We start from the raw sequence: 26819 nt of genomic DNA, 5'->3' as shown, positions 1-26819 counted from the left end.
TCACTCAGGGCTCGGCTTGACGACTTGGATCACTCCGGTCTCTGCGGCGACCTTGCGGCGATACAGGCGACGTTGCTCCGGAAGCGAGACGTCGAAGCTCACGGCGAGCACTCGGATCACCGCGGTGACGACGATGCCGAGGACGGCGGCGAGCGTGATCGACATCCCTAGTCCGTTCGCGGTGGCGATGAAGACGCAGCCGGCGCCGGCGGCGACGGCGTAGAGCGAGCCGACATGCATGATCGAGGTCGGCAGGCCCATCAGCATGTCGCGCAGCACGCCGCCGCCGACCGCTGCGCAGACGCCGATGAACACCGCGGGAACGGGAGGGATGCCGAAGGCGATCGCCTTGCTCGTGCCGAACGCGCCGAACATGCCGATCACCACGGCGTCGAGCACCACGATGACGGTGTTGAGACGGTTGAAGAGTCCCGCGAGCAGCATCCCGAGCAGCGAGGCGCCGGTGGCCGTGAGCAGGTACCAGTTGCTCTGCAGCGTGGCCGGAGTCTGACCGAGCAGGATGTCGCGGATGAGACCGCCGCCCATGCCGATCATGATGCCGATGATCGCGACGCCGAGCCAGTCGAGTCGTCGCTGCCCCTGGAACCCCGACGCGAACATCGCGCCCTGAACGCCGCCGAGGCCGACGCCGAGGAGGTCCGCCCAGAGCGGAATGGTGAAGAGCGGTTCGGTCACGCCTCTATTCTCCCGCACGGAGGATAATCGAACGGTGCCCACCTACCGAGACGAAGCGGTGATCCTGCGCACCCACAAGCTGGGTGAGGCGGATCGCATCGTCACCATGCTGTCGCGTCAGCACGGCAAGATCCGTGCGGTGGCCAAGGGCGTCCGGCGCACGTCGTCGAAGTTCGGGTCGCGCCTCGAGCCGTTCATGGTGGCCGACGTGCAGCTGTACCAGGGACGTTCGCTCGACATCGTGCAGCAGGCGGAGTCGCTCGGCTCCTACGGTTCCGACATCGCGGCCCACTACGACCGGTTCACATCGGCGAACGCGATGGTCGAGACCGCCGATCGGCTGAGCGACTCCGAGGCGACGCCCGAGCAGTACCTGCTGCTGGTGGGCGGGCTGCGTGCGCTCTCGCGGGGCGAGCATTCCCCCAGGAGCATCCTCGACTCCTACCTTCTGCGCGTGATGGCGCTGTCGGGATGGGCGCCGTCTCTCGGCGACTGCGCACGATGCGCCGCCCCCGGCCCGCACGCGCACTTCGTCGGTCAGCTCGGAGGCGCCGTATGCGTGAACTGCGCGCCGGCCGGAAGTCCGAAGGTGGCAGAGAAGACCCTGTCGCTGCTGCGATCCCTCATGACCGGAGAGTGGGAGGCGATCGATGCCGCGCCTCACGCGGACAACGCCGCGGCATCAGGCCTCGTCGCTGCCTATGCGCAGTGGCACCTGGAGCGCGGCATCCGCTCGCTGGCCCACCTCGTGGCCGACATTCCTCGAGAAGGAGCACGGTGAGCCCCAAGCCCTACACCCACAAGGATGCCGTCGCCTATCGTCCGCTCGACTGGACGGGCGTCCACCCGCCGGCGTTCCGAGCGGTGCCCGAGCACGTCGCGATCGTCATGGACGGCAACGGCCGCTGGGCGAACCGCCGCGGACTGAACCGCGTCGAGGGGCACAAGGCGGGGGAGGAGGTGCTCCTCGACGTCGTCGCCGGTGCGATCCAGGCAGGGGTCAAGCATCTCTCCGTCTATGCGTTCTCGACTGAGAACTGGGCCCGGTCTCCCGAGGAGGTGCGCTTTCTCATGGGGTACAACCGCGACGTGCTGCACCGTCGACGTGATCAGCTCAACGAGTGGGGCGTGCGCGTGCGATGGGCTGGACGCAAGCCCCGGCTGTGGGGCAGCGTGATCAAAGAGCTGCAGTACGCGGAGCAGCTCACGAAGAGCAATGACGTGCTCACCCTCACCATGTGCGTGAACTACGGCGGGCGTATCGAGTTGGTCGACGCGATGCGCGCGATCGCCGCCGATGTCGCGGCGGGACGGGTGAAACCGAACGTGATCACCGAGAAGATGATCCGTCGCAACCTCTACGTGCCGGACATGCCCGACGTCGACCTGTTCCTGCGCAGCTCCGGCGAGCAGCGCACCTCGAACTTCCTGCTCTGGCAGGCGGCGTATGCCGAGATGGTGTTCCTCGACACGCTCTGGCCCGATTTCTCTCGCGAGGAGCTCTGGCGCGCGATCGGGGTCTACCTGTCCCGCGATCGTCGTTTCGGCGGGGCGATCGACACCCCTGACGCTTCCGCCTGAGCGCGCAGCCATCGTTCCGTCTCTCGCGGGTGGCGCAGCCGGACGATGAGAAGATGGGGCTGCTCGCTCACGACGCCGGGCATCCGCTCGGTCCAATTGTGCAGCGTTAGCGTCTGCCAGGCGATGATGTTCTCCTCGGGATCTCCCGAGAACATCCGCCAGATCGGCTTCTCGACGTTGCCGTTCCACATGCGGGTGCGCAGGATGCTGCGCCCGAGCGTGCGCCGCAGCAGACGTGCCCGGACCACGCGATACGGGTAGTCCAGCCAGATCACGACCTTCGCACGAGGAGCGAGGATCTCATCGGTTCCCTTGCTCGTGTACTGCCACTCGGTGACCCAGCGGTCCTCCGCAGCGAAGGCGCGGACGTCGTCGAGGAAGGACGGCCGTGGAGTCCAGTTCTCACCGTGGAAGAGTCCGTCGATCTCGACGTGACGCAGATCCCAGAGGTCGGCGATGCGTCGTGCGAGCGTCGTCTTGCCCGATCCTGTGACACCGGCGATCAGCACTCTCTCCGGCCGAAGCGGCAGCGGATCGTCGGCGGAGAGCATCTGAGAATCCTAACGACGGAATAGCCCATAGGTGCATACGGTTGGATGTCAATGTGAGTGAAGCCATCTCGATCGACATCTGGTCCGACATCGCCTGCCCGTGGTGCTACATCGGCAAGCGCAACCTCGAGAAGGGTCTCGAAGCCGTCTCCGGCGACGACGATGCGCCGCAGGTGAACATCACCTTCCATTCGTTCGAGCTCTCGCCCGACACCCCGGTCGACTTCGACGGGGATGAGATTGACTTCCTCGCCGGTCACAAGGGGATGCCGCGCGACCAGGTCGAGCAGATGCTGTCGCACGTCACCGGAGTCGCCGAGAACGCCGGGCTCGCGTACCGCTTCGACCTCCTCCAGCACACCAACACCGTGAAGGCGCACGAGCTCCTTCACTTCGCGAAGGCACAGGGTGTGCAGCACGCGATGGAGGAGCGGCTGATGTCCGCGTACTTCACCGAGGGCAAGCACGTCGGCCGTATCGACGACCTGGTCGAACTCGCGGTCGAGGTCGGACTCAACCCGGATGACACGAGAGAAGCACTGGTGTCCGCTCGTCACCTCGCCGACGTCCGCCAGGACCAGGCGCAGGCCCAGGCCTATGGGATCCAGGGCGTGCCGTTCTTCGTGATCGACGGTCAGTACGGCATCAGCGGAGCGCAGCCGCCCGCAGCGTTCGAGAACGTCCTGCGTGACCTCTGGGCCAAGCGCGGTGAGACCGAGCCGGAAGCCGAAGCCGAGACGGCCGCGGTCTAGCGGGTCAGCGCGGCTTCGATCGCGCCGACGATCTCGGGGTCGTTCGGCTTCTGCTTCGGGCGGAAGCGGACGACCTCTCCGTCGGGAAGCACCAGGAACTTCTCGAAGTTCCACTCGACGCGACCCGCCTTGCCGCCGGCATCCGGGGTCTCCTTGAGCGTCTTGTAGAGATCGGTGGCGTTCTTGCCGTTGACCTTCACCTTGTCGTTGATCGGGAAGGTCACACCGTACGTGGTCGAGCAGAACTCGAGGATCTGATCGACCGATCCCGGCTCCTGCCCGAAGAACTGGTTGCAGGGGAACCCGACGACGCTGAACCCGCGGTCGCCGTACAGGCGCTGCAGCTCCTCGAGCTGCTCGTACTGCGGAGTGAGGCCGCACTTCGAGGCGACGTTCACCACGAGGACGACATCGGCACCCAGATCATCGAGTGTCTTCTCGTTGCCGTCGGCGTCTGTGAAGGGGATGGAACGGACTGCGGGATCGGTCATATTCACAGCTTAGGTCGATGCGCCGAGACCGGCTCCGTGTCTGGGAGAATGGAGGGGACATGACTCTCGCCACCGCCTCAGCTCGCACCCTCAACATCGGTCCGATCGCCCTCGACGTGCCGGTCGTCCTCGCACCCATGGCGGGTATCACGAACACCGCGTTCCGCAGGCTGTGCCGCGAATACGGTGCGGGGCTCTACGTGAGCGAGATGATCACCTCGCGCGCACTGGTCGAGCGCAACGAGACCACGATGCGACTCATCCGCCACCACGAGTCCGAGACTCCGCGGTCGATCCAGCTCTACGGCGTCGACCCGCACACGATCTCCGAGGCCGTCCGCATCATCGTCGCCGAAGACCACGCCGACCACATCGACCTGAACTTCGGATGCCCGGTCCCCAAGGTCACGCGCAAGGGCGGGGGAGCGGCGCTGCCGTGGAAGAGCTCTCTCTTCTCGCAGATCGTCACCCAGGCGGTCAAGGCGGCGGGCGACGTGCCCCTGACCATCAAGATGCGCAAGGGCATCGATCCCGACCACCTCACGTTCCTCGACGCCGGGCGCGCTGCCGAAGACGCCGGTGTCTCGGCCATCGCGCTGCATGCGCGGACGGCGAGCGAGTTCTACTCCGGCTTCGCGGACTGGAACGCGATCGGCGAGCTCAAGCAGGCCGTCACCAGCGTCCCCGTGCTCGGCAACGGCGACATCTGGTCGGCCGACGACGCCGTGCGCATGATGCAGCAGACCGACTGCGACGGAGTCGTCGTCGGACGTGGATGCCTCGGTCGTCCCTGGCTCTTCGGCGAGCTCGCGGCGGCCTTCGGCGCGGAATCGCATCCGGTCGACGCGACCCTCGGGTTCGTGGCCGATGCCTTCCGTCGCCACGCCGAGCTGCTGGTCGAGTTCTTCGAGGATGAGGACCGCGGATGCCGCGATGTCCGCAAGCATGTCGCGTGGTACTTCAAGGGCTATCCGGTCGGCGGCGACATCCGGACGGGGCTCGCGACAGCATCCAGCCTCGCCGAGATCGACGAGCTGCTCGGCCAGCTCGATCATTCGGCGCCGTACCCCGGCGCCGATGCCGAAGGACAGCGCGGTCGGTCCGGTCGCCCGAAACGCCCGGCGCTGCCGGACAAGTGGCTGGAGTCGCGGGAACTCGCGGCGTCGGCCTCAGAGATGATGCGAGGGGCGGAGATCGAGAACAGTGGCGGCTGATCCTCAGGCATACCCGGCTCGCGGACGCTCGGACGGATACGACCCGCGCGATGCCGAGCGATTCTTCGCCGAGACCCATCGATCCGAACGAGACGACTTCGCCCGCGACCGTGCGCGCGTGCTGCACTCGGCGGCTCTGCGTCGACTGGCCGCGAAGACCCAGGTGCTCAGCCCGGCCAGCACAGCCGATTTCGCCCGCAATCGTCTGACCCACTCGCTCGAGGTCGCCCAGGTCGGACGCGAACTCGCCACCGCACTCGGAGTCTCGGCCGATGTGGTCGACACCGCGTGCCTCAGTCACGATCTCGGACACCCTCCCTTCGGGCACAACGGCGAGCGTGCGCTCAACGAGTGGGCCGAACCCATCGGCGGGTTCGAAGGCAATGCGCAGTCGCTGCGCATCCTGAGCCGTCTGGAGGCCAAGGCGATCGACGACGACGGGCGCTCTGTCGGACTCAACCTGACGCGAGCCAGCCTCGACGCGACCTGCAAGTACCCGTGGACCGCCGACAGCCCCGTGCCCGACCCGGGAGGTCGACTCAAGTTCGGCGTGTATCCCGAGGACGAGGCGGTCTTCCGGTGGCTGCGCGAGGGAGTCCCCGGACGCCGACGCTGCATCGAGGCGGAGATCATGGATCTGTCCGATGACATCGCCTATTCGGTGCACGACTTCGAGGATGCGATCGTCAACGGCTACGTCGATGTCGCGCAGCTGTCCGATCCGCGTCAGCATGAGGCGCTCATCGACCGCATCCAGCAGTGGGTCGGGTACGACTTCACCCGCGACGACCTCGCCGATGCCCTGTATCGACTCGCCTCCCAGCCGATGTGGCTGCAGTCCTTCGACCGATCACGGCATGACCTCGCCCGGCTCAAGAACCTGACGAGCGACTTCATCGGCCGCTTCGCGAGAGCAGCCGTCTCGGCGACGCGTGAGGCATACTCCGGCCCCGCTCTCGTGCGCTACAACGCTCACGTCGTGGTGCCGCGGGTGATCGAGGCTGAGATCGCCGTGCTCAAGGGCATCATGGGGCAGGCGATCGTCACGATCGATGCCCGTAAGGGCGTGTACAAAGAGCAGCGGCGGGTGCTGAAGCGTCTGGCCGATGCGCTCTGGTCGACCGACGCGCTGTGGTCTGCCGGCGCGGACGTGCTCGAGCCCGCCTTCTCGGCGGACTTCCTCGCGGCGACGAGCGACGCCGAGCGCGCCCGCGTGATCGTCGATCAGATCGCGAGCCTCACCGATCAGAGCGCGATCGACTGGCACAACAGGCTCGTCGGCGAGATCGACCCTGCAGAGGTCGGGATCTGGACTCCGAGACATGCGCGACCGGGTGCTCGTCAGCACACCCCGCGTCAGGCGGTCATCGAAGGGGGCGGCTGATGCCCCGCATCCGCCAGGCCGACGTCGACGAGGTCAAGGCCCGCACGAACATCGCCGACATCGTCGGGGAGCGCGTCGCACTCAAGTCCGCCGGCGTCGGCTCGCTGAAGGGCCTGTGCCCGTTCCATGACGAGAAGAGCCCGAGCTTCCACGTGCGGCCCCAGGTCGGCTACTACCACTGCTTCGGATGCGGTGAATCGGGTGACGTCTACTCGTTCCTGCGCGAGATGGACCACGTCAGCTTCACCGAGGCCGTAGAGCGACTGGCCGGCCGCCTCGGCTACGCGCTGCACTATGAAGACGGCGGGTCGGCACCGGAGACGAGCGGACGCAGTCGTCTCTATGCGGCCAACACCGCTGCCGCCGAGTACTTCCGCGGCCAGTTGCTCACCGCCGATGCGGAGGCGGGACGCCGGTTCCTCGGGGAGCGCGGCTTCGACGCCGGTGCTGCCGCGCACTTCGGCGTGGGCTTCGCGCCGCGCGGGTGGGACAAGATGTTGAAAGCCCTCACGGCTCAGGGGTTCACGCGCGAGGAACTGAGTGCTGCCGGTCTGGTGTCGACGGGTCAGCGCGGCGTCTACGACCGCTTCCGTGGCCGCCTCGTCTGGCCGATCCGCGACGTCTCCGGTCAGACGATCGGGTTCGGTGCGCGCAAGCTCTTCGACGACGACCAGGGGCCGAAATACCTGAACACGCCTGAGACGCCGATCTACAAGAAGGCCCAGGTCCTGTACGGCCTCGATCTCGCCAAGCGCGACATCTCGCGGGGCGATCCCCGCCGGGTCGTGGTGGTCGAGGGATACACCGATGTCATGGCGTGTCACCTCGCCGGCCTCACGACCGCGATCGCGACGTGCGGCACGGCGTTCGGAACCGATCACATCAAGGTGCTCCGCCGGGTGATGGGCGACGACAACGCCTCCGGAGAGGTGGTCTTCACCTTCGACGGCGACGAGGCAGGTCAGAAGGCCGCGCTTCGCGCCTTCACCGAGGACGATCGCTTCAACGCGCAGACGTTCGTGGCGGTGGCGCCCGACGGCCTCGACCCGTGCGACCTCAGGCTACAGCGCGGTGATGCCGCCGTGCGCTCCCTCATGGAGACCAAGCAGCCGATGTTCGAGTTCGCGATCGACAGGAAGCTCAGCGGCTTCGACCTCTCGACGGTCGAGGGCCGGGTGGGCGCGCTGCGCGCGGCAGCGCCGATCGTGGCGGAGATTCGCGATCGTCTGCTGCGACCCGGATACGAGCGGGTGCTCGCGCGAAGGCTGGGCATGGACCCGACCGAGGTGCGCAACGAGGTCGAACGTGCCGCACGTGGGGGAGCGCAGTCCGCGCGGCACGAGGCGGCCAGGCACGAGACCACGATCGACCCCGCCACAGTGGCGCCGGGCATGGCTCCGGTGACTCTTGCGAGCCTGCCGCGAACCGCGGATGTCGCGGTCGAACGCGACGCGCTGATGGGCGCCCTGCAGTACGGTCACCAGATCGATCAGGCGCTGCTCACCCGCGCCCTCAGCGCTCCGTTCCGCACCCCGGGGCTCGACGCCGTGCGCGAGGCCGTCGCGGCCGCGGCTGACCGCACCCGCGCCGGTTGGGTGACGGATGCCGTGAACTCGGTGCGCGAACCCTACCGATCGCTCGCGGGCGAGCTGCTGATGACGCCGTTCCCGGCTCGCAACGAAGACGGCGCCGTCGCCTCGACGACCGATCTCGCCAAGCGGCTCATCATGCGCATCCTCGAGCACGAGAAGCAGGAGCTCCTCGGTGCCGTGCAGCGGGTTCCCGCGGACTCGGACGGCGGGCGCGCCCTGCGGATGCGTCTTCGCGACATCGACGTCGAGCGTCAGCGGTTCGCCGAGTCGTAACGCCGGCTGTCAGGCGCGGCAAGGCAGGATGGAGGAATGTTCTCCCGGCCCGAATCGACCAACGCGATCGACAGCTCTGATCTGGTCATCGATCGAATCGGGCACAGCGGCCCCACCCGCGCGATCGACGGGGTGAGCTTCGCTCTCGCACCGGGCGAGCTCATCTGCGTCGCCGGCCCGACCGGCTCGGGCAAGTCGACGCTCGTCGCGGCGCTGGCAGGATCCACGGATCCGTCGGTCCGGGTCGTCGGAGGCAGCGCTCAGGTGTGCGGAGTCGACATCCGCCGGCCGGGACGCAAGCATCGCCTGCTGACCTACCGCACGGGATTCGTTCCGCAGGGCGCCGGTGCCGACCTCCCTCCCCAGCTCACGGTGAGCGAGATCATCTCAGAGCCGATCCTGATCCGCGAGAAGCGGGTCAATACCCAGGCGCTCTCCATCCGCGTCGCGACGCTGCTCGACGAGTTGCACCTGCCTCTCGGAACAGCCGCGAGGTTCCCGTACGAGTTGAGCGCAGGCATGCGTCAGCGCGTGGCGATTGCGCGATCGTTCGTGCTCGAGCCCTGGGTGCTCATCGCCGACGAGATCCTCGCCAACCTCGATCTCGAGGTGCGGCCCGTGGTGTTCGACGCGATCACCCGTCGGCGCAAGGAGCAGGGGATGGGCGCGCTGCTGGTGACGAACGACGCCGACTTCATCCGTGAGCTGAATGCGGAGACGCTGATGCTGCGCGGGGGTCACGTGGTCGCCCGCGGTGTCGGCAAGGACCTGCTGTGGGCGCCCAACGCCGAGGCGGATTCGGGCCACTGACAGGGGTGCCGACGACACGCCCGACCTGCGGCCGGTGTCACGAGCACGCTCCGGAGTTTGCTAGGATTGACGAGTTGCCCGCACAGCGGAGCACATTCCTCGGTAGCTCAATTGGCAGAGCAGCCGGCTGTTAACCGGCAGGTTCTTGGTTCGAGTCCAAGCCGGGGAGCCAATGAAAAGCCCCTCTTCGGAGGGGCTTTTCCCTTTCTGCGGTGCGAGTCCCCGCTATTGTCTCTTCGAGGTCATTCGATGGTGACCTCCGGATACGCGAACGAGGCCCCGTCGGATGACGGAGCCTCGTTCGGTGATCAGAGCGAGATCAGCGCGCTGCGCCCTTGAGTGACCCGGTGGTCTGGCCGGCGGGGTCGGAGATCACGCACTGCACGACGCGGTCGTTCAGCTCGTCCCAGGTCTGCTGGGTCGGCGTGATCGGGTAGACCTCGAGCACCGAGGCCTCGAAGGCGACACCGACGAAGCTCGTGTAGGCGTCGCCGATGCACTCCTGCGACGCGGCGTCGATGTTCTCCTCGGAGAACTCGCCGTCGTCCATCGTGATCTCGTAGTAGACCTCTTCATCGTGCGGCTGGTCGCACGGGACGACGTCGGCGTCCTCGATGAGACCGCTTGCACTCGCCATCTTGCAGTCGCCGAGCTTCAGCGAGAAGATGTCGATGTTCGAGCTCTCGGTCACCTGTCCGGTGTCCTCGTCGCGGTCGGCGTCGCCCGAACCGCCCCCCAGGATGCCGTTCAGCGCGCTGCAGCCGGTCAGTGCGACCGACAGCGCCACAGCAGAACCTGCCAGCGCCAGTGCGCGTCGCGTGCGCATCTTCATCATTTCGTCCCCTCCAGAGCCTCTTGGTGAGTGGCATATTGAAATACCACCTCAAGCACGGTATCCGGGCCGGAGTCTGTGATGCAACTCCGAGAAGACTGTGAGCGGGCTGGGAGGGAAGGTCAGGCTTCCAGATCGTCGATGCCGGGGACCCAGCTCGCGCCGGGCTTGCCCCACCCGCGCTTCTTCGCGATCTTCTGGACGGTCTTCCAGTCGCCGTCCGAGAGGCGGTCGATGTAGAGGATGCCGTCGAGGTGGTCGAACTCGTGCTGCATGATGCGGGCGCGCCAGCCGTCGACCGCGATCTCCACCGGCGCCCCGTCGAGATCGACGCCTGAGACCCGCACCCGCTCCGAGCGCCGTAGCGGGAATCGCTCACCCGGGAACGAGAGGCAGCCTTCGGACTCCAGCTCGTCGTCCGGCTCGCCGGGCTCCAGCGGCACCATCCAGAGCTCCGGGTTGATGATCACGCCACGCCACGGCTGCTCGTCATCGTCGACGTACGCGTACGTGTAGATGCGCAGCGGCACGCCGACCTGGGGTGCGGCGAGACCGACGCCCGGGGCCCTGTCCATCGTCTCGAACATGTCGGCGACGAGCGTGCGGATGTCGTCGGAGATCTCCTCGACGACGGAAGCGGGGGAGTGCAGGACGGGGTCGCCCATGATGCGAATAGGAAGAACAGCCACGCCATAACCCTACTCGGCGCACATCGCCGGGTAGGGTCGAAGGGTGAGCATCTCCGTATGGATGACTGGGGCGGAAGACGTCACCGAGCAGCTGGTCGGTGTCTTCCAGAACCCGAAACTGCTCCTCGGCATCCCCCTCGCGCTTGCGGGTGCCGTCTTCATGTCTCTCGGCGCGCAGTATCAGCATCGTGGCGTCGAGAAGGTGGAGCGGCTCAGCGGATCCGACGGAGCCAGCGGTCTGAGCATGAGCCAGATGAAGGGCCTGCTCACCCGGCCCTCCTGGATAGCCGGAACGCTGATGCTCGGCCTGGCGATCGTGTGTCAGCTCGCGGCGCTCTCTCAAGCGCCGCTGATGGTCGTGCAGCCGCTCGGCGCCATCGCGCTCGTCATCACCACGCTGCTCAACGCACGGATCTCGGGTCATTCGCCGACCAGGAAGTCGATCATCGCGATCGTCTGCTGTGTGGGCGGCATCTTCCTGTTCGTCTTCTTCGCAGCGATCTACGCCACGGAGAAGGAGATCACCGACACCGAGCTCTTCACGATCCTGGCGATCCTGCTGGTCGTCATCATCGTGCTCGGCGCCTGCTGGCTGGTGCTCCGCCACCGCATGCGCGCTCTGTTCTACGTCATCGGCGCCGGCATCCTCTACGGTTTCGTCGCCACTCTCGCCAAAGCCGTCATCAGCCGGATCAGCGCCGGCAACTTCGAGTGGATCACCCTCGTGTGCGTCATCGCGCTGATCGCGGCCGGCGCCGTCGGAGCGTACTTCGTCCAGTCCGCCTACAGCTCGGGGCCGCCGGATCTCGTCATCGCCGGACTGACGGTCGTCGACCCCATGGTCGCCGTGCTCATCGGCATGGTCGTGCTCGGAGAGGCCGCGGCGTCACCGCCGTGGGTCCTCGTGATCTTCGCCGTGGCCGGTGCCATCGCGATCTGGGGCGTCGTCAACCTCGCGCGGTACCACCCGCAGGTGCTGAGCGACAGCCAGGACCTCGGGATCACGCGCGGCAGTGACGACGCGACAAAAGACCCCGGGGCCTGAGTTCTCTGGACTTCAGTACGCCGGGTCGATGAGGTCGGGAGAGACCTCCGACGCAGCGGCCTCGTCGACGAAGAAGACGGTGCGCTTGCGGCCCTTGGCGCCCGCGGCCGGAACGTTGGTGTAGCTCGCGCCCGCGAGGGCGAGTCCGAGCGCCGACGCCTTGTCCGCGCCGGTGAGGACCAGCCAGACACGCTTCGACGCGTTGAGCACCGGGCGCGTCAGCGTGACACGCTCCGGCGGAGGCTTGGGAGAGTCGCGAACCGGCAGCGCGGCGGCGTCCGTCACGGTGACCTCGGGGCGATCGGGGAAGAGTGAGGCGATGTGGCCGTCGGGCCCCACACCGAGGAAGCAGACCGCGAACGACGGCCACGGGTGCTCGTCGGTCCCGTAGCGCGCGAGATCCGCCGCGTACGCCGCCGCGGCCTCGTCGAGGGTCAGCCCCTCGTCCGCAGCAGCGACCTCGTGGATGTTCTCGGCGGGGACGGGAATGTGGTCGAGCAGGGCCTCACGCGACTGCAGCGCATTGCGATCGGCGTCGTCGCGAGCGACGAACCGCTCATCGCCCCACCAGAAGTGCACCAGCGACCAGTCGATCTGAGCCGACCTGGGGTCGTCGCGCGTCGCACGCAGAACCGCACCGCCCATCGAACCGCCGGTGAGGGCGATGTGGGCGATGCGGCCGTTGCGCGTGCGCGCACGAAGGCGCGTCAGGAATCTGTCGGCCACGCTCGCGGCAAGTGCTGCGGGCGTGGCTTCGACCACGACCCGCTTCTCTGCGGGCGCTGTCTTCGTCGACATCATTCTCCTGTCTGGGGCGGACCCAGTTTCTCCCAGCCCTCGGTGATCACTCGACCGTACAGGACGTCGGGGTCGAGGCGACGCAGCTCCTCGGCGAGGCACTCCCGCAGCGTGCGGCGCGGCAGGTGCAGGTCGTGGTCGGGCTGGTCGGGCTGCGTGAGCACGGCCAGCCCGGGCGTGGGGCGCTCGAGCAGGATGTCGCCCGACGAGCGGCGCAGACGCACCGACTTGATGCCCTCCTGCCAGTTCTCGGGGTCTTCGTACGACCAGGTCACCGGGACGTCGAGGGCCATCTGCAGCCATGCGGCGAGAAGCGCGGTCGACGGCGAGGCCGATCCACCGCGCACCTCGACCGCGGTGACCTCTTCGAACGGCGGCTGATCGAGCACGGCGGCGAGCTGCTCGCGCCAGTGCGTGAGACGGGTCCACGCGAGGTCGGTGTCGCCGGGCGCGTGGGTCTCGCCGAGCAGTCCCAGGCGGTCGCGAACATCGGGTGCGGTCGCGGCATCCGTGATGCGGCGCTGCGCGATCTTGCCGAGGGGAGACGAGGCCGGCGATGTCGGCGCCTCTTCGGGCCACCAGGCGACGACGGGGGCGTCGGGCAGGAGCAGACCTGTGACCAGGCTCTCCTCGTTGCTGGCGGCGTCGCCGTAGGCCCGGAGGACGACGACCTCGGAGGCGCCGGCGTCACCGCCGACGCGGATCTGAGCGTCGAGACGCGACTCGCCCTCACCCGTGGTGAGAACGATGACACGCATGGGGTGCTCGCGGGACGCGTCGTTTGCCGCGTCGATCGCTGCCTCTGCGACGCCGTTGCGTGCAGAGATGATCAGCGTGAGCACACGGCCGAGTGCGACGGCGCCGCCCTCTTCGCGCACCTTGACGAGCTGCTTGGCGACCTGGCTGACGGTCGTGTCGGGAAGGTCGATGATCATGGGCGTCTCCACACTCGTCCATCACGGGCAAGGAGGTCGTCGGCGGATGCCGGACCCCACGAACCGGGTGCGTACTGGTCGACCGGGCCGCCCTCGGCTGCCCAGTACTTCTCCACGGGGTCGAGGATCTTCCAGGAGAGCTCGACCTCCTCATGGCGCGGGAACAGCGGCGGGTCGCCCAGGAGCACGTCGAGGATCAGACGTTCGTACGCCTCGGGGCTCGCCTCGGTGAACGCGTGGCCGTAACCGAAGTCCATGGTGACATCGCGCACGTTGGTGCCGTTTCCGGGCACCTTCGATCCGAAGCGGATCGTGACGCCCTCATCGGGCTGGACGCGGATGACGAGTGCGTTCTGGCCGAGCTCTGCCGTGTTCGAGCGGCCGAAGAGGTGCTCCGGTGCCTTCTTGAACACGACGGCGACCTCGGTCACACGACGCCCCAGACGCTTCCCGGTGCGAAGGTAGAACGGGACGCCGGACCAGCGTCGGGTGTCGATCTCCAGCTTGATCGCGGCATAGGTCTCGGTCGCGGACTCGGGGTTCATCCCGTCCTCGTCGAGGAATCCGGTCACCTGCTCGCCACCCTGCCAGCCGCCCGCGTACTGCCCGCGGGCGGTCGCGAGCGAGAGATCCTCCGGCACGTGGACCGCAGCGAGAACCTTCTCCTTCTCGGCACGCAGGTGCTCGGCGGACAGGCTGATCGGCTCTTCCATGGCGGTGAGCGCGAGCAGCTGCAGCAGGTGGTTCTGGATGACATCGCGCGCCGCACCGACGCCGTCGTAGTAGCCCGCACGGCCACCGACGCCGATGTCCTCGGCCATCGTGATCTGCACGTGGTCGACGTAGTTGCGGTTCCAGATCGGTTCGTACAGCTCGTTCGCGAAGCGCAGGGCCAGGATGTTCTGGACCGTCTCCTTGCCGAGGTAGTGGTCGATGCGGAAGATCGAGTCGGCGGAGAACGCCACCTCGAGGGCGGCATTGAGTTCGCGCGCCGACTCGAGGTCGTGGCCGAACGGCTTCTCGATCACGACGCGTCGCCAGCGCTCATCGTCGTCGTCATTCGCTCCGACGAGGCCGGAGTCCTTGAGCTGCTTCGCGACGAGGGGGAAATCCTTCGGCGGGATCGACAGGTAGAACGCGTGGTTGCCCATCGTGCCGCGTTCGACGTCGAGCTGATCGACCGTGTCGCGCAGCTTGCGGAAGGACTCGGGGTTGTCGAACTCGCCCGAGACGAAGCGGATGCCCTGCAGCAGCTGCGCCCACGTCTCTTCGCGGAAGGGCGTGCGTGCATGCTGCTTCACGGCGTCGTACACGACCTGGGCGAAGTCCTGGTCCTCCCAGTCTCGACGGGCGAAGCCCACGAGCGCGAATCCGGGAGGCAGGAGTCCGCGGTTGGCGAGATCGTAGACGGCGGGCATGAGCTTCTTGCGTGACAGATCTCCGGTCACACCGAAGATCACGAGGGCGCTGGGCCCGGCGATCCGGTTGAGGCGGCGATCATCGGGGTCACGCAGCGGGTTGTGCCCGCGCGAGATGGGAACAGACATCGGTGGGGGATTCTCCTGGCTGTTACTTCTGTGCGGCTTCGAAAAGGGTGAGGACGTCGGCCGACGAATCGGTGATCGTCAGGGAGACGACCGGACGGCCGTGCTCGGCGAGGACACCGGCATCGCCGGCGGCCTGTGCCTCGATGAGCTGTCCGAACGTGAACGGGCGCTCGGGGATCTCGAGGTCGACATCCGTGCGCTCCAGGATCTGCAGGAACACGCCCTGCGCCGGCCCGCCCTTGTGATACTGGCCGGTGGAGTGCAGGAATCGGGGTCCCCATCCGAACGTCGTCGGCCGACCGGAGTCGGCGGCGACGAGCTCGCGGAGACCCTGCAGCTGCGGGACGTCGAGCCTGTTGACGTATGCCTGGATCGACACGTAGCCGTCTTCCGGCAGCACAGCCCACAGCGCGTCGAGCACGCCCTCGACGGTGCCCGACGCCGCGAGAGCGGGGTCGGAGACGCGGACCTCGACGCCGTTCTCGACGAACGCCGGTGCCGTCGGAGCGGGACGTGCATCCAGCAGTCCACGGGCGGCGACCTTCGCCGACTCGACGTCGGGCTGGTCGAACGGGTTGATGCCGAGCAGATACCCGGCGATGGCGGTCGCGTACTCCCAGACGATGAGCTGCGCACCCAGCGAACCGCTGACGAGGATCTCGCCCTCGTGACGTTCGCGCAGGTGGAACTCGTTCGCGTCGTCGACGAGCCGCACGATCTGGAGATCGGCGGGTCGGGAGTCGAGCTCCGGCGACACGGGCAGCAGGACGACGGGAAGGATGCCGGTGCCGTCCTTGCCGGTGGACTCCGCGATGAGCTGCTCGATCCAGTCGGGGAGCCCGTTGATGTGCGTGCCGTCGGTGATGAGACCGAGCTTGTCGCGTCGCGGCGTGGTGGCGGAGATCGCCGCGGCCAGCCGGAGTGCCGGGTTGTCGGCCGAGTCGATGGCGACCTCGAGGAGCGAGGCCTCGGCCTCGTCGAGGAGCTCGGCGATGTCAGCGCCCGCGAGCCCCGACGGTACGAGGCCGAAGGCGGTGAGGGCCGAGTACCGTCCGCCGACGTGCGGGTCGGCGTTGAACACGCGGTAGCCGGCTTCACGGGCGGAGACGTCGAGCGGCGAGCCCGGGTCGGTCACGACGATGATGCGCTCGAGCGGGTCGATGCCCACGTCGCGGAACGCGGCCTCGAAAGTGCGACGCTGCGAGTCGGTCTCGACGGTCGAGCCTGACTTCGAGGAGACGACCAGCACGGTGTTCTCCAGGCCCTCGTCGAGCGCGGCGAGCACCTGGCTCGGCGCGGTCGAGTCGAGAATCGTCAGCGGGACACCGGCGGTCTGGGCGATCACCTCGGGGGCGAGCGATGACCCGCCCATGCCGGCGAGCACCACCCGATTCACACCCTTCGCGTGCAGATCGGCGCGGAGGGCGACGATCTCGGCGACGAGGGGGCGCGAGACGGATACCGCCTCGACCCAGCCCAGGCGGATCGACGCCTCGGACTCGGCGGCGGGACCCCACAGGGCTGCGTCACCGCCGGTCACCCGCGAGGCGACCAGGTCGTGGACGAGAGCGGGAACCGTCTCGTCGATCGCGACCCGAGCCGCGCCCGAGGCGTGGATCGCAAACGTCATCGCTGCGCCTCGAGGCCCTCAGCCACCTGCGTCAGCAGATCGTGCCAGGAGTCGATGAACTTGGCGACGCCCTCGTCCTCGAGCACCTGGGTGACGTCGGTGAAGTCGATGCCGAGGTCGGCGAGACCGGCGAACACGGCGCGAGCCTCGTCGTAGCCGCCCGTGATCGTGTCACCGGTGACGACGCCGTGGTCGAAGGTGGCCTCGAGCGTCTTCTCCGGCATCGTGTTGACGACGTCCTTCGCCACGAGCTCGGTGACGTAGAGCGTGTCGGGCAGGGCCGGGTCCTTGACGCCGGTCGACGCCCACAGCGGACGCTGCGGGTTGGCGCCCAGCTTGATCAGGTCCTGCGCACGCTTCTCGGCGAACTTCTGCTCGTAGAGCTCGTAGGCGAGACGCGCGTTCGCGAGGCCTGCCTTGCTCTTGAGCGCCTCGGCCTCGTCGGTGCCGATCGCCGAGAGGCGCTTGTCGGTCTCCGTGTCGACGCGCGACACGAAGAACGAGGCCACGGAGTGGATGCTCGACAGATCGAAGTCGGCGCTGTGCGCGCGCTCGAGACCGGTGAGGTAGGCGTCGATGACCTCGGCGTAGCGCTCGAGGCTGAAGATCAGGGTGACGTTGACGCTGATGCCCGATGCGATCGCCTCGGTGATGGCAGGCAGGCCCGCCTTCGTCGCGGGGATCTTCACGAGCAGGTTCGGACGGTCGACCTTTGCCCACAGCTGCTTGGCCTGTGCGACGGTGCCCTCGGTGTCATGCGCGAGGTCGGGGGAGACCTCGATGGAGACGCGGCCGTCGACGTGGCCCGACTTCTCCCACACGGGGCGGAAGACGTCGAGAGCGGCGGCGACGTCCTGCGTGGTCGCGGCGAACACGGCCTCTTCCGCCGTGGCGCCCGACGCTGCGAGCTCGGTGACCTGAGCGTCGTACGAGGTGTTGTTCTTGTCGGTGATCGCGTTCGCGAAGATCGTCGGGTTGGTGGTCACGCCGACCACGTTGCGCGACTCGATCAGCTCGGCGAGGTTGCCGGACGAGATGCGGGTGCGGGACAGGTCGTCGAGCCAGATGCTGACACCGGCTGCTGCGAGGTCTGCGGTGGGGGTGCTCATGCGTTCTCCTTGATGGTCTCGCGTGCGGCCGCGATGACGGCCTCGGTGGTGATGCCGAACTTCTGGAACAGGGTCTTGTAGTCGGCGGAGGCGCCGAAGTGGTCGATGCCGACCGAACGGCCGCGGTCGCCCACGATGCCGCGCCAGCTGAGGACGGAGCCGGCCTCGACCGAGACGCGGGCGGTGACGGCCTTCGGCAGGACCGACTCGCGGTATGCCTCGTCCTGCTCGTCGAACCACTCGAGCGAGGGAGCGGAGACGACGCGGACGTTGACGCCCTCGTCGGCCAGGGCCGCACGGGCGTCGACCGCCAGCTGGACCTCGGACCCGGTCGCGATGATGATCACGTCGGGGGTGCCGTTCGGCGCCTCGGCGAGCACATATGCACCCTTCGAGACACCGTCTGTCGAGGCGAAGAGGTCGCCGTCGGCTGCACCCTGGCCGCGCTCGAACACCGGGATGTTCTGACGGGTCAGCGCGATGCCGGTGGGGCCCTCGTGGCGTCGGAGGATCTCGAGCCAGGCGGCCGAGGTCTCGTTGGCGTCAGCCGGACGCACCAGGGTGAAGTTCGGGATGGCGCGGAGCGTCGCGATCTGCTCGACGGGCTGGTGCGTCGGGCCGTCCTCTCCGAGGGCGACGGAGTCGTGAGTCCAGACGAAGATGCTGGGGACGTTCATCAGCGCGGCCAGACGCACCGGCGGGCGCATGTAGTCGCTGAAGATGAGGAAGGTGCCGCCGAAGGCGCGCGTCGGGCCGTGCAGCACGATACCGTTGACGATGGCGCCCATGGCGTGCTCGCGGATGCCGAAGTGCAGCACACGGCCGTAGGGGTCGCCCGACCACTCGTGGGTCGACCACTCGGCGGGGATGAAGGACTTCGAGTCCTTGATCGTGGTGAGGTTCGACTCGGCGAGGTCGGCCGATCCGCCCCAGAGCTCGGGGAGCTCGGCGGCGAGGGCGTTGATGACCTGACCGGAGGCCGCACGCGTCGAGACGTCCTTGCCGCCTTCGAAGACGGGGAGCGCCGAGGTGATGTCGGCTGGCAGCTCCTTCGCCTCGAGGCGGTCGAGCAGCGCCTTGCGCTCAGGGTTGGCCGCGGCCCACGCGTCGAACGACTTCTGCCACTCGGCGCGGGTCTCCGCGGCGCGATCCGCGAGTGCGCGGGTGTGGGCGATGACGTCGTCGGCGATGGCGAAGTGCTCTTCGGGGTCGAAGCCCAGGACCTTCTTCGTTGCGGCGAGCTCGTCGCCACCGAGCGCGGAGCCGTGGATCTTGCCGGAGTTCTGCTTGCCGGGCGAGGGCCAGCCGATGATCGTCTTCAGGATGATGAGCGACGGCTTCGAGGTCTCGCCCTTCGCGGCCTCGATCGCCGCGTTGAGCTCGGCGACGTCCTCGACGTACTCGCCGGTCTTCTTCCAGTCGACGAGCTGGACCTGCCAGCCGTAGGCCTCGTAGCGCTTGGCGACGTCTTCGGTGAAGGCGACGTTCGTGTCGTCCTCGATCGAGATCTGGTTGGAGTCGTAGATCGCGATGAGGTTGCCGAGCTCCTGGTGGCCCGCGAGCGAGGAGGCCTCGCTGGTGACGCCTTCCTGGAGGTCGCCGTCACCGGCGATCACGTAGACGAAGTGATCGAACGGGCTGGTGCCCGCCTCTGCCTCGGGGTCGAACAGGCCGCGCTCGTAGCGGGCGGCGTAGGCGAAGCCGACGGCGGAAGCGAGTCCCTGTCCCAGCGGGCCGGTGGTGATCTCGACGCCCTTGGTGTGACCGTATTCGGGGTGGCCCGGGGTGAGGGAACCCCACGTGCGCAGTGCCTTGAGGTCGTCGAGCTCGAGGCCGAAGCCGCCGAGGTAGAGCTGCACGTACTGGGTGAGAGAGGAGTGTCCGACCGAGAGGATGAAACGGTCACGACCCAGCCAGTCGGTGTCGGTCGGGTCGTGACGAAGCACCCGCTGATAGAGGAGATACGCGGCCGGAGCCAGGCTCATCGCGGTGCCGGGGTGGCCGTTGCCGACCTTCTCCACGGCATCCGCAGCCAGAAGACGCGCGGTGTCCACCGCGCGTCGGTCGATCTCATCCCACTGCAATTCCGACACTGTGAAGCCCTTCTGCAACTGTTCGAGAGCGCCGGATTGCACGATCGCAGTCCGCAACGATACGGAGGGGTTTGTGATGTGCGCCGGACGCGCGAGTCATTTCAGCATAGCGCCGAGGTTCGACTCGTTACCCCCCTTTACAACGCTCCGCCCGTCCAGTAATTCCATGCCTTCGTCGAGACTTCCGATGAGCGGTGGAACTGCGGATCAGGAGTCCTGGAACGCGATCCCGTCGCGTCCCGGGAGCCCGGATGCGAGGGCCGGTGGAGCGCTGATCATCGGGGCGGGCGAGCCCTGCGCCCGGCGTGCCCTAGACTGGGAAACGCTGTCGTGACGCGTGTGGAGGAGGCGATCGAGATCTCGACGATGTCTGATCAGACCGTTGTGAAGAAGTCCATCGGTCGCACCGTGAAGGCGTACGTCGCCCTCACCAAGCCGCGCGTCCTCGAACTGCTGCTGGTGTCGACCGTCCCGGTGATGTTCCTCGCTCAGGGCGGTCTTCCCGACATGTGGCTCGTGCTGGCCACCGTGATCGGCGGCTCGCTGAGCGCCGGCTCGGCCGCGGCGTTCAACATGTACCTCGACCGCGACATCGATGCCCACATGCATCGCACGGAGAACCGTCCGCTGGTGACCGGCGAGATCAGCCCGCGAGGCGCGCTGATCTTCTCCTGGACGCTCGCCGTCGTCTCGACCGTATGGCTGTGGTTCACCACGAACTGGCTGGCGGCCACGCTGTCGGCATCCGCCATCTTCTTCTACGTCGTCATCTACACGATGATCCTCAAGCGACGCACCGAGCAGAACATCATCTGGGGCGGCATCGCCGGGTGCTTCCCGGTGCTCATCGGCTGGGCTGCCGTCACCGGCTCGCTCGACTGGCCCGCGTTCATCCTGTTCGCGCTCATCTTCCTCTGGACGCCGCCGCATTACTGGCCGCTGTCGATGAAGTACAAGGACGACTACGACGACGTCGACGTGCCCATGCTCGGTGTCACCCGCAACGCCTCACAGGTCGGCCTCCAGGTCATCCTCTATGCCTGGGCGACCGTCGCCTGCTCGCTGCTGCTGATCCCGATCGCGAACATGGGCCTCGTCTACGGCGTCTCCGCCGCGGTGTTCGGCGGCTGGTTCATCTATGAGTCGCACCGCCTGTACAACCAGGCGGTGCGAGGCAACGAGGCGCGGCCGATGCGAGTCTTCCACGCCTCGATCACTTATCTGACGCTGATCTTCGTGGCCGTCGCGGTCGACCCGCTGCTGCCGTTCTGATCCTGCTCGGCGTCGCCGACCAGCTCGTCGTCCGCCGCTGTCGCGGGGATCTCGGAGTCGATGGTGTCGGCTTCATCGGCCTCAGCTGACTCGTTCGTCCCGTCGATCGGCCCGACGACTGCGGGTGCAGGAGAAGGCAGGAGCGCCTGCACCGCACTCAGACCGACGGCGATCAGCACGCCGATGACGCCGGCGCCCAGAAGCGCGGCTCCGACGACGACGAGCGACTGCCCCACGTAGACCTCGATGCCGGTCGCCGTGCCGTCGAGCAGAGTGCTCGTCATGGTGCCGACCTGGCCGGCGATCAGCCACCCGCCCACTCCCGCTGAAGCGAGCGAGAGCACGAGGAGGAGCCAGAAGCCGATGCTGCGTGTCAATGACTTGTTCATGTCCGCAACGGTGCACGACGAACTGATGAGCCGCTGATGCCCGGGCTATGCATCCCCTGTGCGCAGCCGGGGTCAGGCCTCCGCAGCGGCCGGCTTCTTCAGGTTCAGCACCACCACGGTGTACGCAGCCGCCGACAGCGAGGCGAGCACCATGTGGATGCCCACGAGCACCGGCGGGAGGCCTTCGCGCGCCTGCCACACGCCCACGCCGACCTGCACCAGGATCGCCAGCACGAGCACGAGCAGCCATCTGCGCGGTCGTAGGTGCAGGACCCACGCGGCGATCGTCAAGGTGACGACGAGCGCGGCGAGGATGTATCCCGGCCAGGAGTGCACGTGGGCGAGCACCGTGGCGTCGAATCCCTGGCGCTCGACGGCCGCGTCGCCGGAGTGCGGCCCGGAACCGGTGGTCAGCACGCCGAACAGGATCGTCACGGCGAGGGCGAGACCGGTGATGTGGCTCAGTGCCGCGAACCAGGTCGGCACCGCGCGCTCACGCGGTCCGGGCGCGGCGTAGAGCCTGACCAGGAAGGCCGCGGTCACGCACACAAGGAGGAGGGACGACACGTAGTGGAATCCGACGATGAAGGGGTTCAGTCCCGTGAGCACCGTGATGCCGCCCACAAGAGCCTGCGCGACGACGCCGATCAGCACGACCCAGGCGAGGATGACGAGATCCCGCCTTTCGGTCGTCACCCTGACCGATCTGACCGTGGCGGCGATGACCGTCACGAGCAGAGCCGCCATCGCGAAGGGCGTGGCGGGGAGGTCGACGAGCGTGAAGACGAAGAACACGACCCCGGCCGCCACGATTCCGGCGGCGGCGAAGCGGAGGGCCGAGAACACCGTGGCCTTCCCCCCGGTGCGCGCCAGCACGAGCAGCAGGACGGCGAGGGCGATGACGCCGACCACACCCGTCATGACGCGGTTGCCGAACTCGATGATGCCGTGGATTCCCTGATCGGCATAGATCGGGACGAGCGACTCCGGCGTGCAGAGCGGCCACTCGGAGCATCCGAGGCCTGATCCGGTCAGCCGCACGGCACCGCCGGTGCCGATGATGATGGTCTGCGCGAGGAATGAGAGCCAGGCGAAGACGCGAAGCGCTCGTCCCCAGAGGATCGCATGCGTCGACGCTGCCGCGTTCGTGGGGGAGGAGATCGTCGTCTCGGGCATAAGTCTCTCCGAACCGCGCCGGACACGGCGAGCGGCCCTGTCTTCAGGCGGAACCTGTAGAATCGGATTGTTGTGATGAGCGCTGACCGCGCTGAAGCATCGCTAACAGTTTAGGCGCGATGGATGCGCCGGTGATGAGGGCCCACCAACGGCACCCGCTCCCGCAGACTCGACGGGGATCAGGTGTGTCGGGGCGGATGACACCGTTTGGGACCTGTGAGGAGAGTGTGTGATGTCGGATGTGCTGATCGACCGCCCGGAGCTTGACGGCCTGGGGGTGTACGAATTCGGGTGGCATGACGAAGATGCCGCCGGAGCCATCGCCAAGCGCGGTATCTCCGAAGAGGTGGTCCGCGGGATCTCGGCGCTCAAGCACGAGCCCGAATGGATGCTGAAGACCCGACTCAAGGGCTATCAGCTCTTCGGTCGCAAGCCGATGCCGACCTGGGGTGCAGACCTCAGCGAGATCGACTTCGACAACATCAAGTACTTCGTGCGCTCGACCGAGAAGCAGGCCCAGTCCTGGGAGGATCTCCCGGCTGAGATCCGCGAGACGTACGAGCGCCTCGGCATCCCCGAGGCCGAGCGTCAGCGCCTCGTCGCCGGCGTCGCAGCGCAGTACGAGTCCGAGGTCGTCTACCACCAGATCCGCGAGGATCTGGAGGAGCAGGGCGTCATCTTCATGGACACCGACACCGCGCTCCGCGAGCACCCCGAGTTCTTCGAGGAGTACTTCGGCACCGTGATCCCGGCCGGCGACAACAAGTTCGCCGCGCTCAACACAGCCGTGTGGTCGGGAGGTTCGTTCGTCTACGTCCCCAAGGGCGTGCACGTCGAGATCCCGCTGCAGGCGTACTTCCGCATCAACACCGAGAACATGGGCCAGTTCGAGCGGACCCTGATCATCGCCGACGAGGACAGCTACGTCCACTACATCGAGGGCTGCACCGCTCCGATCTACAAGTCGGACTCGCTGCACTCGGCCGTCGTCGAGATCATCGTGAAGAAGAACGCCCGCGTTCGGTACACGACGATCCAGAACTGGTCGAACAACGTCTACAACCTCGTCACCAAGCGAGCCGTCGCCCATGAGGGCGCGACGATGGAGTGGGTCGACGGCAACATCGGCTCCAAGGTGACGATGAAGTACCCGTCGATCTACCTGATGGGCGAGCACGCCAAGGGCGAGACCCTCTCGGTCGCCTTCGCGGGTCCCGGCCAGCACCAGGATGCCGGCGCGAAGATGATCCACATGGCTCCGTACACGCAGTCGTCGATCGTCTCCAAGTCGATCGCCCGTGGCGGTGGACGTGCGGGATACCGCGGCGAGGTGAGGGTGGACGCGAACGCGCACCACTCCGCGAACACCGTGCGCTGCGACGCGCTGCTGGTGGACACGAAATCGCGCTCCGACACATACCCGGCCATCGACATCCGGGTCGACGATGTGCAGCTGGGCCACGAGGCCACCGTCTCGAAGGTCAGCGAGGAGCAGCTCTTCTACCTGCAGTCCCGCGGCATGCCCGAGGACGAGGCGATGGCGATGATCGTGCGCGGCTTCATCGAGCCGATCGCGCGCGAACTGCCCATGGAGTACGCGATGGAATTGAACAAGCTCATCGAAATGGGCATGGAAGGATCGGTCGGCTAAATGGCGGCCTCGACGACAGCGCCCAGCGAGGCGCAGCACACGAACGCGCACATCGACCCCGCAGCTCAGGTCTCGGATGCCGGATTCGTCCCGGTGCAGACCCGCTCGGAGCGTCCGCACTCCTTCGAACCAGCCGACTTCGGTTCGCCGACCGGCCGCGAGGTCAACTGGAAGCACACTCCGGTGGCCAAGCTCTCCGCCCTCTTCGAGGTGGCAGGTCCGACCGAGGGCGTGCGCTACTCGTTCGGTGACGGCGAGAAGTACGTGGCGGCACCGCTCGCCGCGGGTGATGCCCCGCGCGGGGAGGTCTTCCTGGCCGAGGACATCACGGCGGCCGTCGCCTGGCAGGGCTCGTCCGAGGCGCTGCACATCCGCATCCCGCGCGAAGAAGAGGTCGCTGAGCCGATCCTCGTCTCGATCGAGGGCCTCGGCGCCGAACTGCGCGCCGATGCCCACATCGTGATCGAGGCCCTCGAGCACAGCTCGGCCACCGTCGTGCTCCAGCACACCGGAGCCGCGCAGTACTCGCAGAACGTCGAGATCATCGTCCGCGATGGCGCGAAGCTCACTGTCATCAGCCTGCAGCAGTGGCAGGACGATGCCGTGCACACCTCTGCGCATCAGGCCAGGGTCGATGCGGATGCCACGCTCAAGCACTTCGTGATCAGCTTCGGCGGCGGAGTCGTGCGCGTGAACCCGAGCGTCGAGCTCGCCGGCGGCGGATCCGAGGGGTACCTCTACGGACTGTCCTACGCCGATGCCGGGCAGCACCTCGAGAGCCAGGTCTACCTGCACCACAAGGGCCCGCACACCAAGGGCGACGTGCTCTACAAGGGTGCGCTCCAGGGGCAGGGAGCGCACAGCGTCTGGATCGGCGACGTGCTCATCGGCGCCGACGCGACGGGCACCGACTCCTACGAGGCGAACCGCAACCTGGTGCTCACCGAGGGTGCACGCGCCGACTCGATCCCGAACCTCGAGATCGAGACCGGGGACATCCTCGGCGCCGGCCACGCCAGCGCCACGGGGCGCTTCGATGACGAGCAGCTGTTCTACCTGCAGGCCCGCGGCATCAGCGAAGAGGAAGCGCGCCGACTCGTCGTGCTCGGATTCCTCACCGACATCGTTCAGCGCCTGGGGATCCCGGCACTGGAGACCGAGCTGCTCGACGCGATCGAGACGGAGCTCGCCGAGGTGAACGCATGAGCGCCGAGCGCGTGTGCGGCGTCGCGGAACTCGAGCAGGACATGCCGATCCGCGTCGAGCCGAACGGCATCCCGATCACCGTGATCAAGGACTCCGAAGGCGTGATCCACGCCATCGGGGACACCTGCACGCATGGCGACATCTCTCTCGCCGAAGGCTTCGTCGAAGGTGACACGGTGGAGTGCTGGGCCCACGGCTCCGCGTTCTCGCTGCTCACCGGCAAGCCCCAGAACCTCCCTGCTTATGAGCCCGTTCCGGTCTACGTCGTCGAGATCGACGGCGACGACGTGCTCATCGACCCGACTGTGACGAAGGAAGTCTGAATGTCTGTTCTCGAAATCCGCGACCTGCACGTGACGGTCGAGACCGAGGCGGGTACCACCCCCATCCTCAACGGAATCACCCTCACCATGAACACCGGTGAGACGCACGCGATCATGGGCCCCAACGGCTCGGGCAAGTCGACGCTCGCGTACACGATCGCCGGCCACCCGAAGTACACCGTGACCTCCGGCTCGATCACCTTCGACGGCCAGGATGTGCTCGCGATGAGCGTCGACGAGCGCGCGCGCGCCGGCCTGTTCCTCGCGATGCAGTACCCGGTCGAGATCCCCGGCGTGACGGTGACGAACTTCCTCCGCACCGCCAAGACGGCACTCGACGGCGAAGCTCCGGCGATCCGCGGCTGGACCAAGGACGTCAAGGCGGCCATGGCGAACCTCCGCATGGACCCGAAGTTCGCTCAGCGCAACGTCAACGAAGGCTTCTCCGGTGGCGAGAAGAAGCGTCACGAGATCCTGCAGCTCGAGGTCCTCAAGCCGCAGTTCGCGATTCTCGACGAGACCGACTCGGGCCTCGACGTCGACGCGCTGAAGATCGTCTCGGAAGGCGTCAATCGCGCCAAGGAGTCGACCGGACTCGGCGTGCTGCTGATCACGCACTACACCCGTATCCTCCGCTACATCCGTCCGGACTTCGTGCATGTGGTCGTCGCGGGCAAGATCGTCGAAGAGGGCGGCCCTGAGCTTGCAGACCGGCTCGAGGAAGAGGGATACGACCGTTTCCTCGACCCCGCAGCCCCCATCGAGGCGTAGGCTGATTCG

26 protein-coding genes and 1 tRNA gene are annotated in these 26819 nt (G+C 67.3%); 14 read left to right on the top strand and 13 right to left on the bottom strand.

Features of this window, described 5'->3' with window-relative positions:
• Complete coding sequence (locus ASE34_RS11355) at positions 1 to 696, bottom strand: trimeric intracellular cation channel family protein (RefSeq protein WP_053096504.1); 696 nt, start codon at positions 694 to 696, stop codon at positions 1 to 3.
• 34 nt (positions 697 to 730) lie between these two features.
• Here ASE34_RS11355 and recO point away from each other — a divergent pair, with 34 nt between their 5' ends.
• Complete coding sequence (recO, locus tag ASE34_RS11350; RefSeq protein ID WP_053096502.1) at positions 731 to 1477, top strand: DNA repair protein RecO; 747 nt, start codon at positions 731 to 733, stop codon at positions 1475 to 1477.
• On the top strand, positions 1474 to 2277 hold the full coding sequence (locus tag ASE34_RS11345) for an isoprenyl transferase (protein ID WP_056278895.1): 804 nt from the start codon (positions 1474 to 1476) through the stop codon (positions 2275 to 2277). The genes recO and ASE34_RS11345 overlap by 4 nt, the downstream gene beginning before the upstream one ends.
• On the opposite strand, the gene ASE34_RS11340 is transcribed toward ASE34_RS11345, so the two are convergent.
• A complete protein-coding gene (locus tag ASE34_RS11340; RefSeq protein ID WP_056278894.1) occupies positions 2217 to 2828 on the bottom strand; it encodes an AAA family ATPase in 612 nt (203 codons plus the stop codon). The genes ASE34_RS11345 and ASE34_RS11340 overlap by 61 nt on opposite strands.
• 53 nt (positions 2829 to 2881) lie before the next feature.
• Here ASE34_RS11340 and ASE34_RS11335 point away from each other — a divergent pair, with 53 nt between their 5' ends.
• Positions 2882 to 3580 (top strand): DsbA family protein, encoded by a 699-nt coding sequence (locus ASE34_RS11335; protein WP_056278893.1) that lies wholly within the window; start codon positions 2882 to 2884, stop codon positions 3578 to 3580.
• Here the strand turns inward: ASE34_RS11335 and ASE34_RS11330 are convergent.
• The gene (locus ASE34_RS11330; protein ID WP_053096494.1) at positions 3577 to 4071 is read right to left on the bottom strand and encodes a glutathione peroxidase; all 495 of its coding nucleotides are present in this window, start codon (positions 4069 to 4071) and stop codon (positions 3577 to 3579) included. The genes ASE34_RS11335 and ASE34_RS11330 overlap by 4 nt on opposite strands.
• A 59-nt stretch (positions 4072 to 4130) precedes the next feature.
• On the opposite strand from ASE34_RS11330, the gene dusB reads away from it, so the two are divergent.
• The 5 genes from dusB (at position 4131) to ASE34_RS11305 (ending at position 9516) form a co-directional block, all read left to right on the top strand.
• Complete coding sequence (gene dusB / locus ASE34_RS11325; RefSeq protein ID WP_053096491.1) at positions 4131 to 5285, top strand: tRNA dihydrouridine synthase DusB; 1155 nt, start codon at positions 4131 to 4133, stop codon at positions 5283 to 5285.
• Positions 5275 to 6669, top strand: a complete 1395-nt coding sequence (locus ASE34_RS11320; protein ID WP_056278892.1) for a deoxyguanosinetriphosphate triphosphohydrolase — start codon at positions 5275 to 5277, stop codon at positions 6667 to 6669. Before dusB ends, ASE34_RS11320 begins: the two co-directional genes overlap by 11 nt.
• Entirely contained in the window at positions 6669 to 8534 is a 1866-nt protein-coding gene (gene dnaG, locus ASE34_RS11315; RefSeq protein WP_056278891.1) for a DNA primase, read from the top strand. The genes ASE34_RS11320 and dnaG overlap by 1 nt, the downstream gene beginning before the upstream one ends.
• Positions 8535 to 8570: 36 nt before the next feature.
• Positions 8571 to 9344, top strand: a complete 774-nt coding sequence (locus ASE34_RS11310; RefSeq protein WP_053096485.1) for an ATP-binding cassette domain-containing protein — start codon at positions 8571 to 8573, stop codon at positions 9342 to 9344.
• Between the two features lie 96 nt (positions 9345 to 9440).
• A tRNA-Asn gene (locus ASE34_RS11305) sits at positions 9441 to 9516 on the top strand.
• A gap of 147 nt (positions 9517 to 9663) precedes the next feature.
• Here the strand turns inward: ASE34_RS11305 and ASE34_RS11300 are convergent.
• Positions 9664 to 10176, bottom strand: a complete 513-nt coding sequence (locus ASE34_RS11300; protein WP_233277329.1) for a septum formation family protein — start codon at positions 10174 to 10176, stop codon at positions 9664 to 9666.
• Between the two features lie 122 nt (positions 10177 to 10298).
• Positions 10299 to 10865 carry a peptide deformylase gene (gene def / locus ASE34_RS11295; protein WP_072591388.1) on the bottom strand — a complete coding sequence of 189 codons (567 nt, stop codon included), beginning with the start codon at positions 10863 to 10865 and terminating at the stop codon, positions 10299 to 10301.
• Between the two features lie 61 nt (positions 10866 to 10926).
• On the opposite strand from def, the gene ASE34_RS11290 reads away from it, so the two are divergent.
• Complete coding sequence (locus tag ASE34_RS11290) at positions 10927 to 11910, top strand: DMT family transporter (protein WP_056278890.1); 984 nt, start codon at positions 10927 to 10929, stop codon at positions 11908 to 11910.
• Between the two features lie 12 nt (positions 11911 to 11922).
• Here ASE34_RS11290 and pgl read toward each other — a convergent pair whose 3' ends face one another.
• The 6 genes from pgl to tkt are packed head-to-tail and all read right to left on the bottom strand — an operon-like array spanning position 11923 to position 20022.
• Positions 11923 to 12708, bottom strand: coding sequence for a 6-phosphogluconolactonase (pgl, locus tag ASE34_RS11285; RefSeq protein WP_200955172.1), 786 nt, complete (start codon positions 12706 to 12708; stop codon positions 11923 to 11925).
• Positions 12708 to 13643, bottom strand: coding sequence for a glucose-6-phosphate dehydrogenase assembly protein OpcA (locus ASE34_RS11280; RefSeq protein WP_056278888.1), 936 nt, complete (start codon positions 13641 to 13643; stop codon positions 12708 to 12710). Before ASE34_RS11280 ends, pgl begins: the two co-directional genes overlap by 1 nt.
• Positions 13640 to 15190 carry a glucose-6-phosphate dehydrogenase gene (zwf, locus tag ASE34_RS11275; RefSeq protein ID WP_053096466.1) on the bottom strand — a complete coding sequence of 517 codons (1551 nt, stop codon included), beginning with the start codon at positions 15188 to 15190 and terminating at the stop codon, positions 13640 to 13642. The genes ASE34_RS11280 and zwf overlap by 4 nt, the downstream gene beginning before the upstream one ends.
• Before the next feature lie 22 nt (positions 15191 to 15212).
• The gene (locus ASE34_RS11270) at positions 15213 to 16820 is read right to left on the bottom strand and encodes a glucose-6-phosphate isomerase (protein ID WP_056278887.1); all 1608 of its coding nucleotides are present in this window, start codon (positions 16818 to 16820) and stop codon (positions 15213 to 15215) included.
• Positions 16817 to 17929 (bottom strand): transaldolase, encoded by a 1113-nt coding sequence (gene tal / locus ASE34_RS11265; RefSeq protein ID WP_053096462.1) that lies wholly within the window; start codon positions 17927 to 17929, stop codon positions 16817 to 16819. The genes ASE34_RS11270 and tal overlap by 4 nt, the downstream gene beginning before the upstream one ends.
• Complete coding sequence (gene tkt / locus ASE34_RS11260) at positions 17926 to 20022, bottom strand: transketolase (RefSeq protein ID WP_056279112.1); 2097 nt, start codon at positions 20020 to 20022, stop codon at positions 17926 to 17928. The genes tal and tkt overlap by 4 nt, the downstream gene beginning before the upstream one ends.
• Positions 20023 to 20388: 366 nt before the next feature.
• Here tkt and ASE34_RS11255 point away from each other — a divergent pair, with 366 nt between their 5' ends.
• Positions 20389 to 21294 carry a heme o synthase gene (locus ASE34_RS11255; RefSeq protein WP_053099149.1) on the top strand — a complete coding sequence of 302 codons (906 nt, stop codon included), beginning with the start codon at positions 20389 to 20391 and terminating at the stop codon, positions 21292 to 21294.
• Here ASE34_RS11255 and ASE34_RS11250 read toward each other — a convergent pair.
• Positions 21240 to 21683: a hypothetical protein gene (locus tag ASE34_RS11250; RefSeq protein ID WP_072591385.1), complete on the bottom strand. Its 444-nt coding sequence runs from the start codon at positions 21681 to 21683 to the stop codon at positions 21240 to 21242. The two genes, ASE34_RS11255 and ASE34_RS11250, sit on opposite strands and share 55 nt — an antisense overlap.
• A 72-nt stretch (positions 21684 to 21755) precedes the next feature.
• The gene (locus tag ASE34_RS11245; protein WP_056278886.1) at positions 21756 to 22859 is read right to left on the bottom strand and encodes a COX15/CtaA family protein; all 1104 of its coding nucleotides are present in this window, start codon (positions 22857 to 22859) and stop codon (positions 21756 to 21758) included.
• Between the two features lie 232 nt (positions 22860 to 23091).
• Between ASE34_RS11245 and sufB the strand changes: the two genes are divergently transcribed.
• Genes sufB through sufC form a run of 4 tightly spaced genes read left to right on the top strand, consistent with a single transcriptional unit; the run spans position 23092 to position 26810 of the window.
• Complete coding sequence (gene sufB, locus ASE34_RS11240; RefSeq protein ID WP_053096457.1) at positions 23092 to 24510, top strand: Fe-S cluster assembly protein SufB; 1419 nt, start codon at positions 23092 to 23094, stop codon at positions 24508 to 24510.
• Entirely contained in the window at positions 24511 to 25716 is a 1206-nt protein-coding gene (sufD, locus tag ASE34_RS11235; protein WP_056278885.1) for a Fe-S cluster assembly protein SufD, read from the top strand. It begins immediately after the preceding gene.
• Positions 25713 to 26039 (top strand): non-heme iron oxygenase ferredoxin subunit, encoded by a 327-nt coding sequence (locus tag ASE34_RS11230; protein WP_056278884.1) that lies wholly within the window; start codon positions 25713 to 25715, stop codon positions 26037 to 26039. Before sufD ends, ASE34_RS11230 begins: the two co-directional genes overlap by 4 nt.
• The gene (sufC, locus tag ASE34_RS11225) at positions 26040 to 26810 is read left to right on the top strand and encodes a Fe-S cluster assembly ATPase SufC (protein ID WP_053096451.1); all 771 of its coding nucleotides are present in this window, start codon (positions 26040 to 26042) and stop codon (positions 26808 to 26810) included. It begins immediately after the preceding gene.
• The last annotated feature ends 9 nt before the right edge of the window (positions 26811 to 26819 follow it).

It is taken from the genome of Microbacterium sp. Root280D1, from assembly GCF_001428975.1.
In the GTDB taxonomy this organism is placed as follows: Bacteria; Actinomycetota; Actinomycetes; order Actinomycetales; family Microbacteriaceae; genus Microbacterium.
Note: the sequence above shows the minus strand (reverse complement) of the source record. Positions and strands in the feature narration are given on the sequence as shown.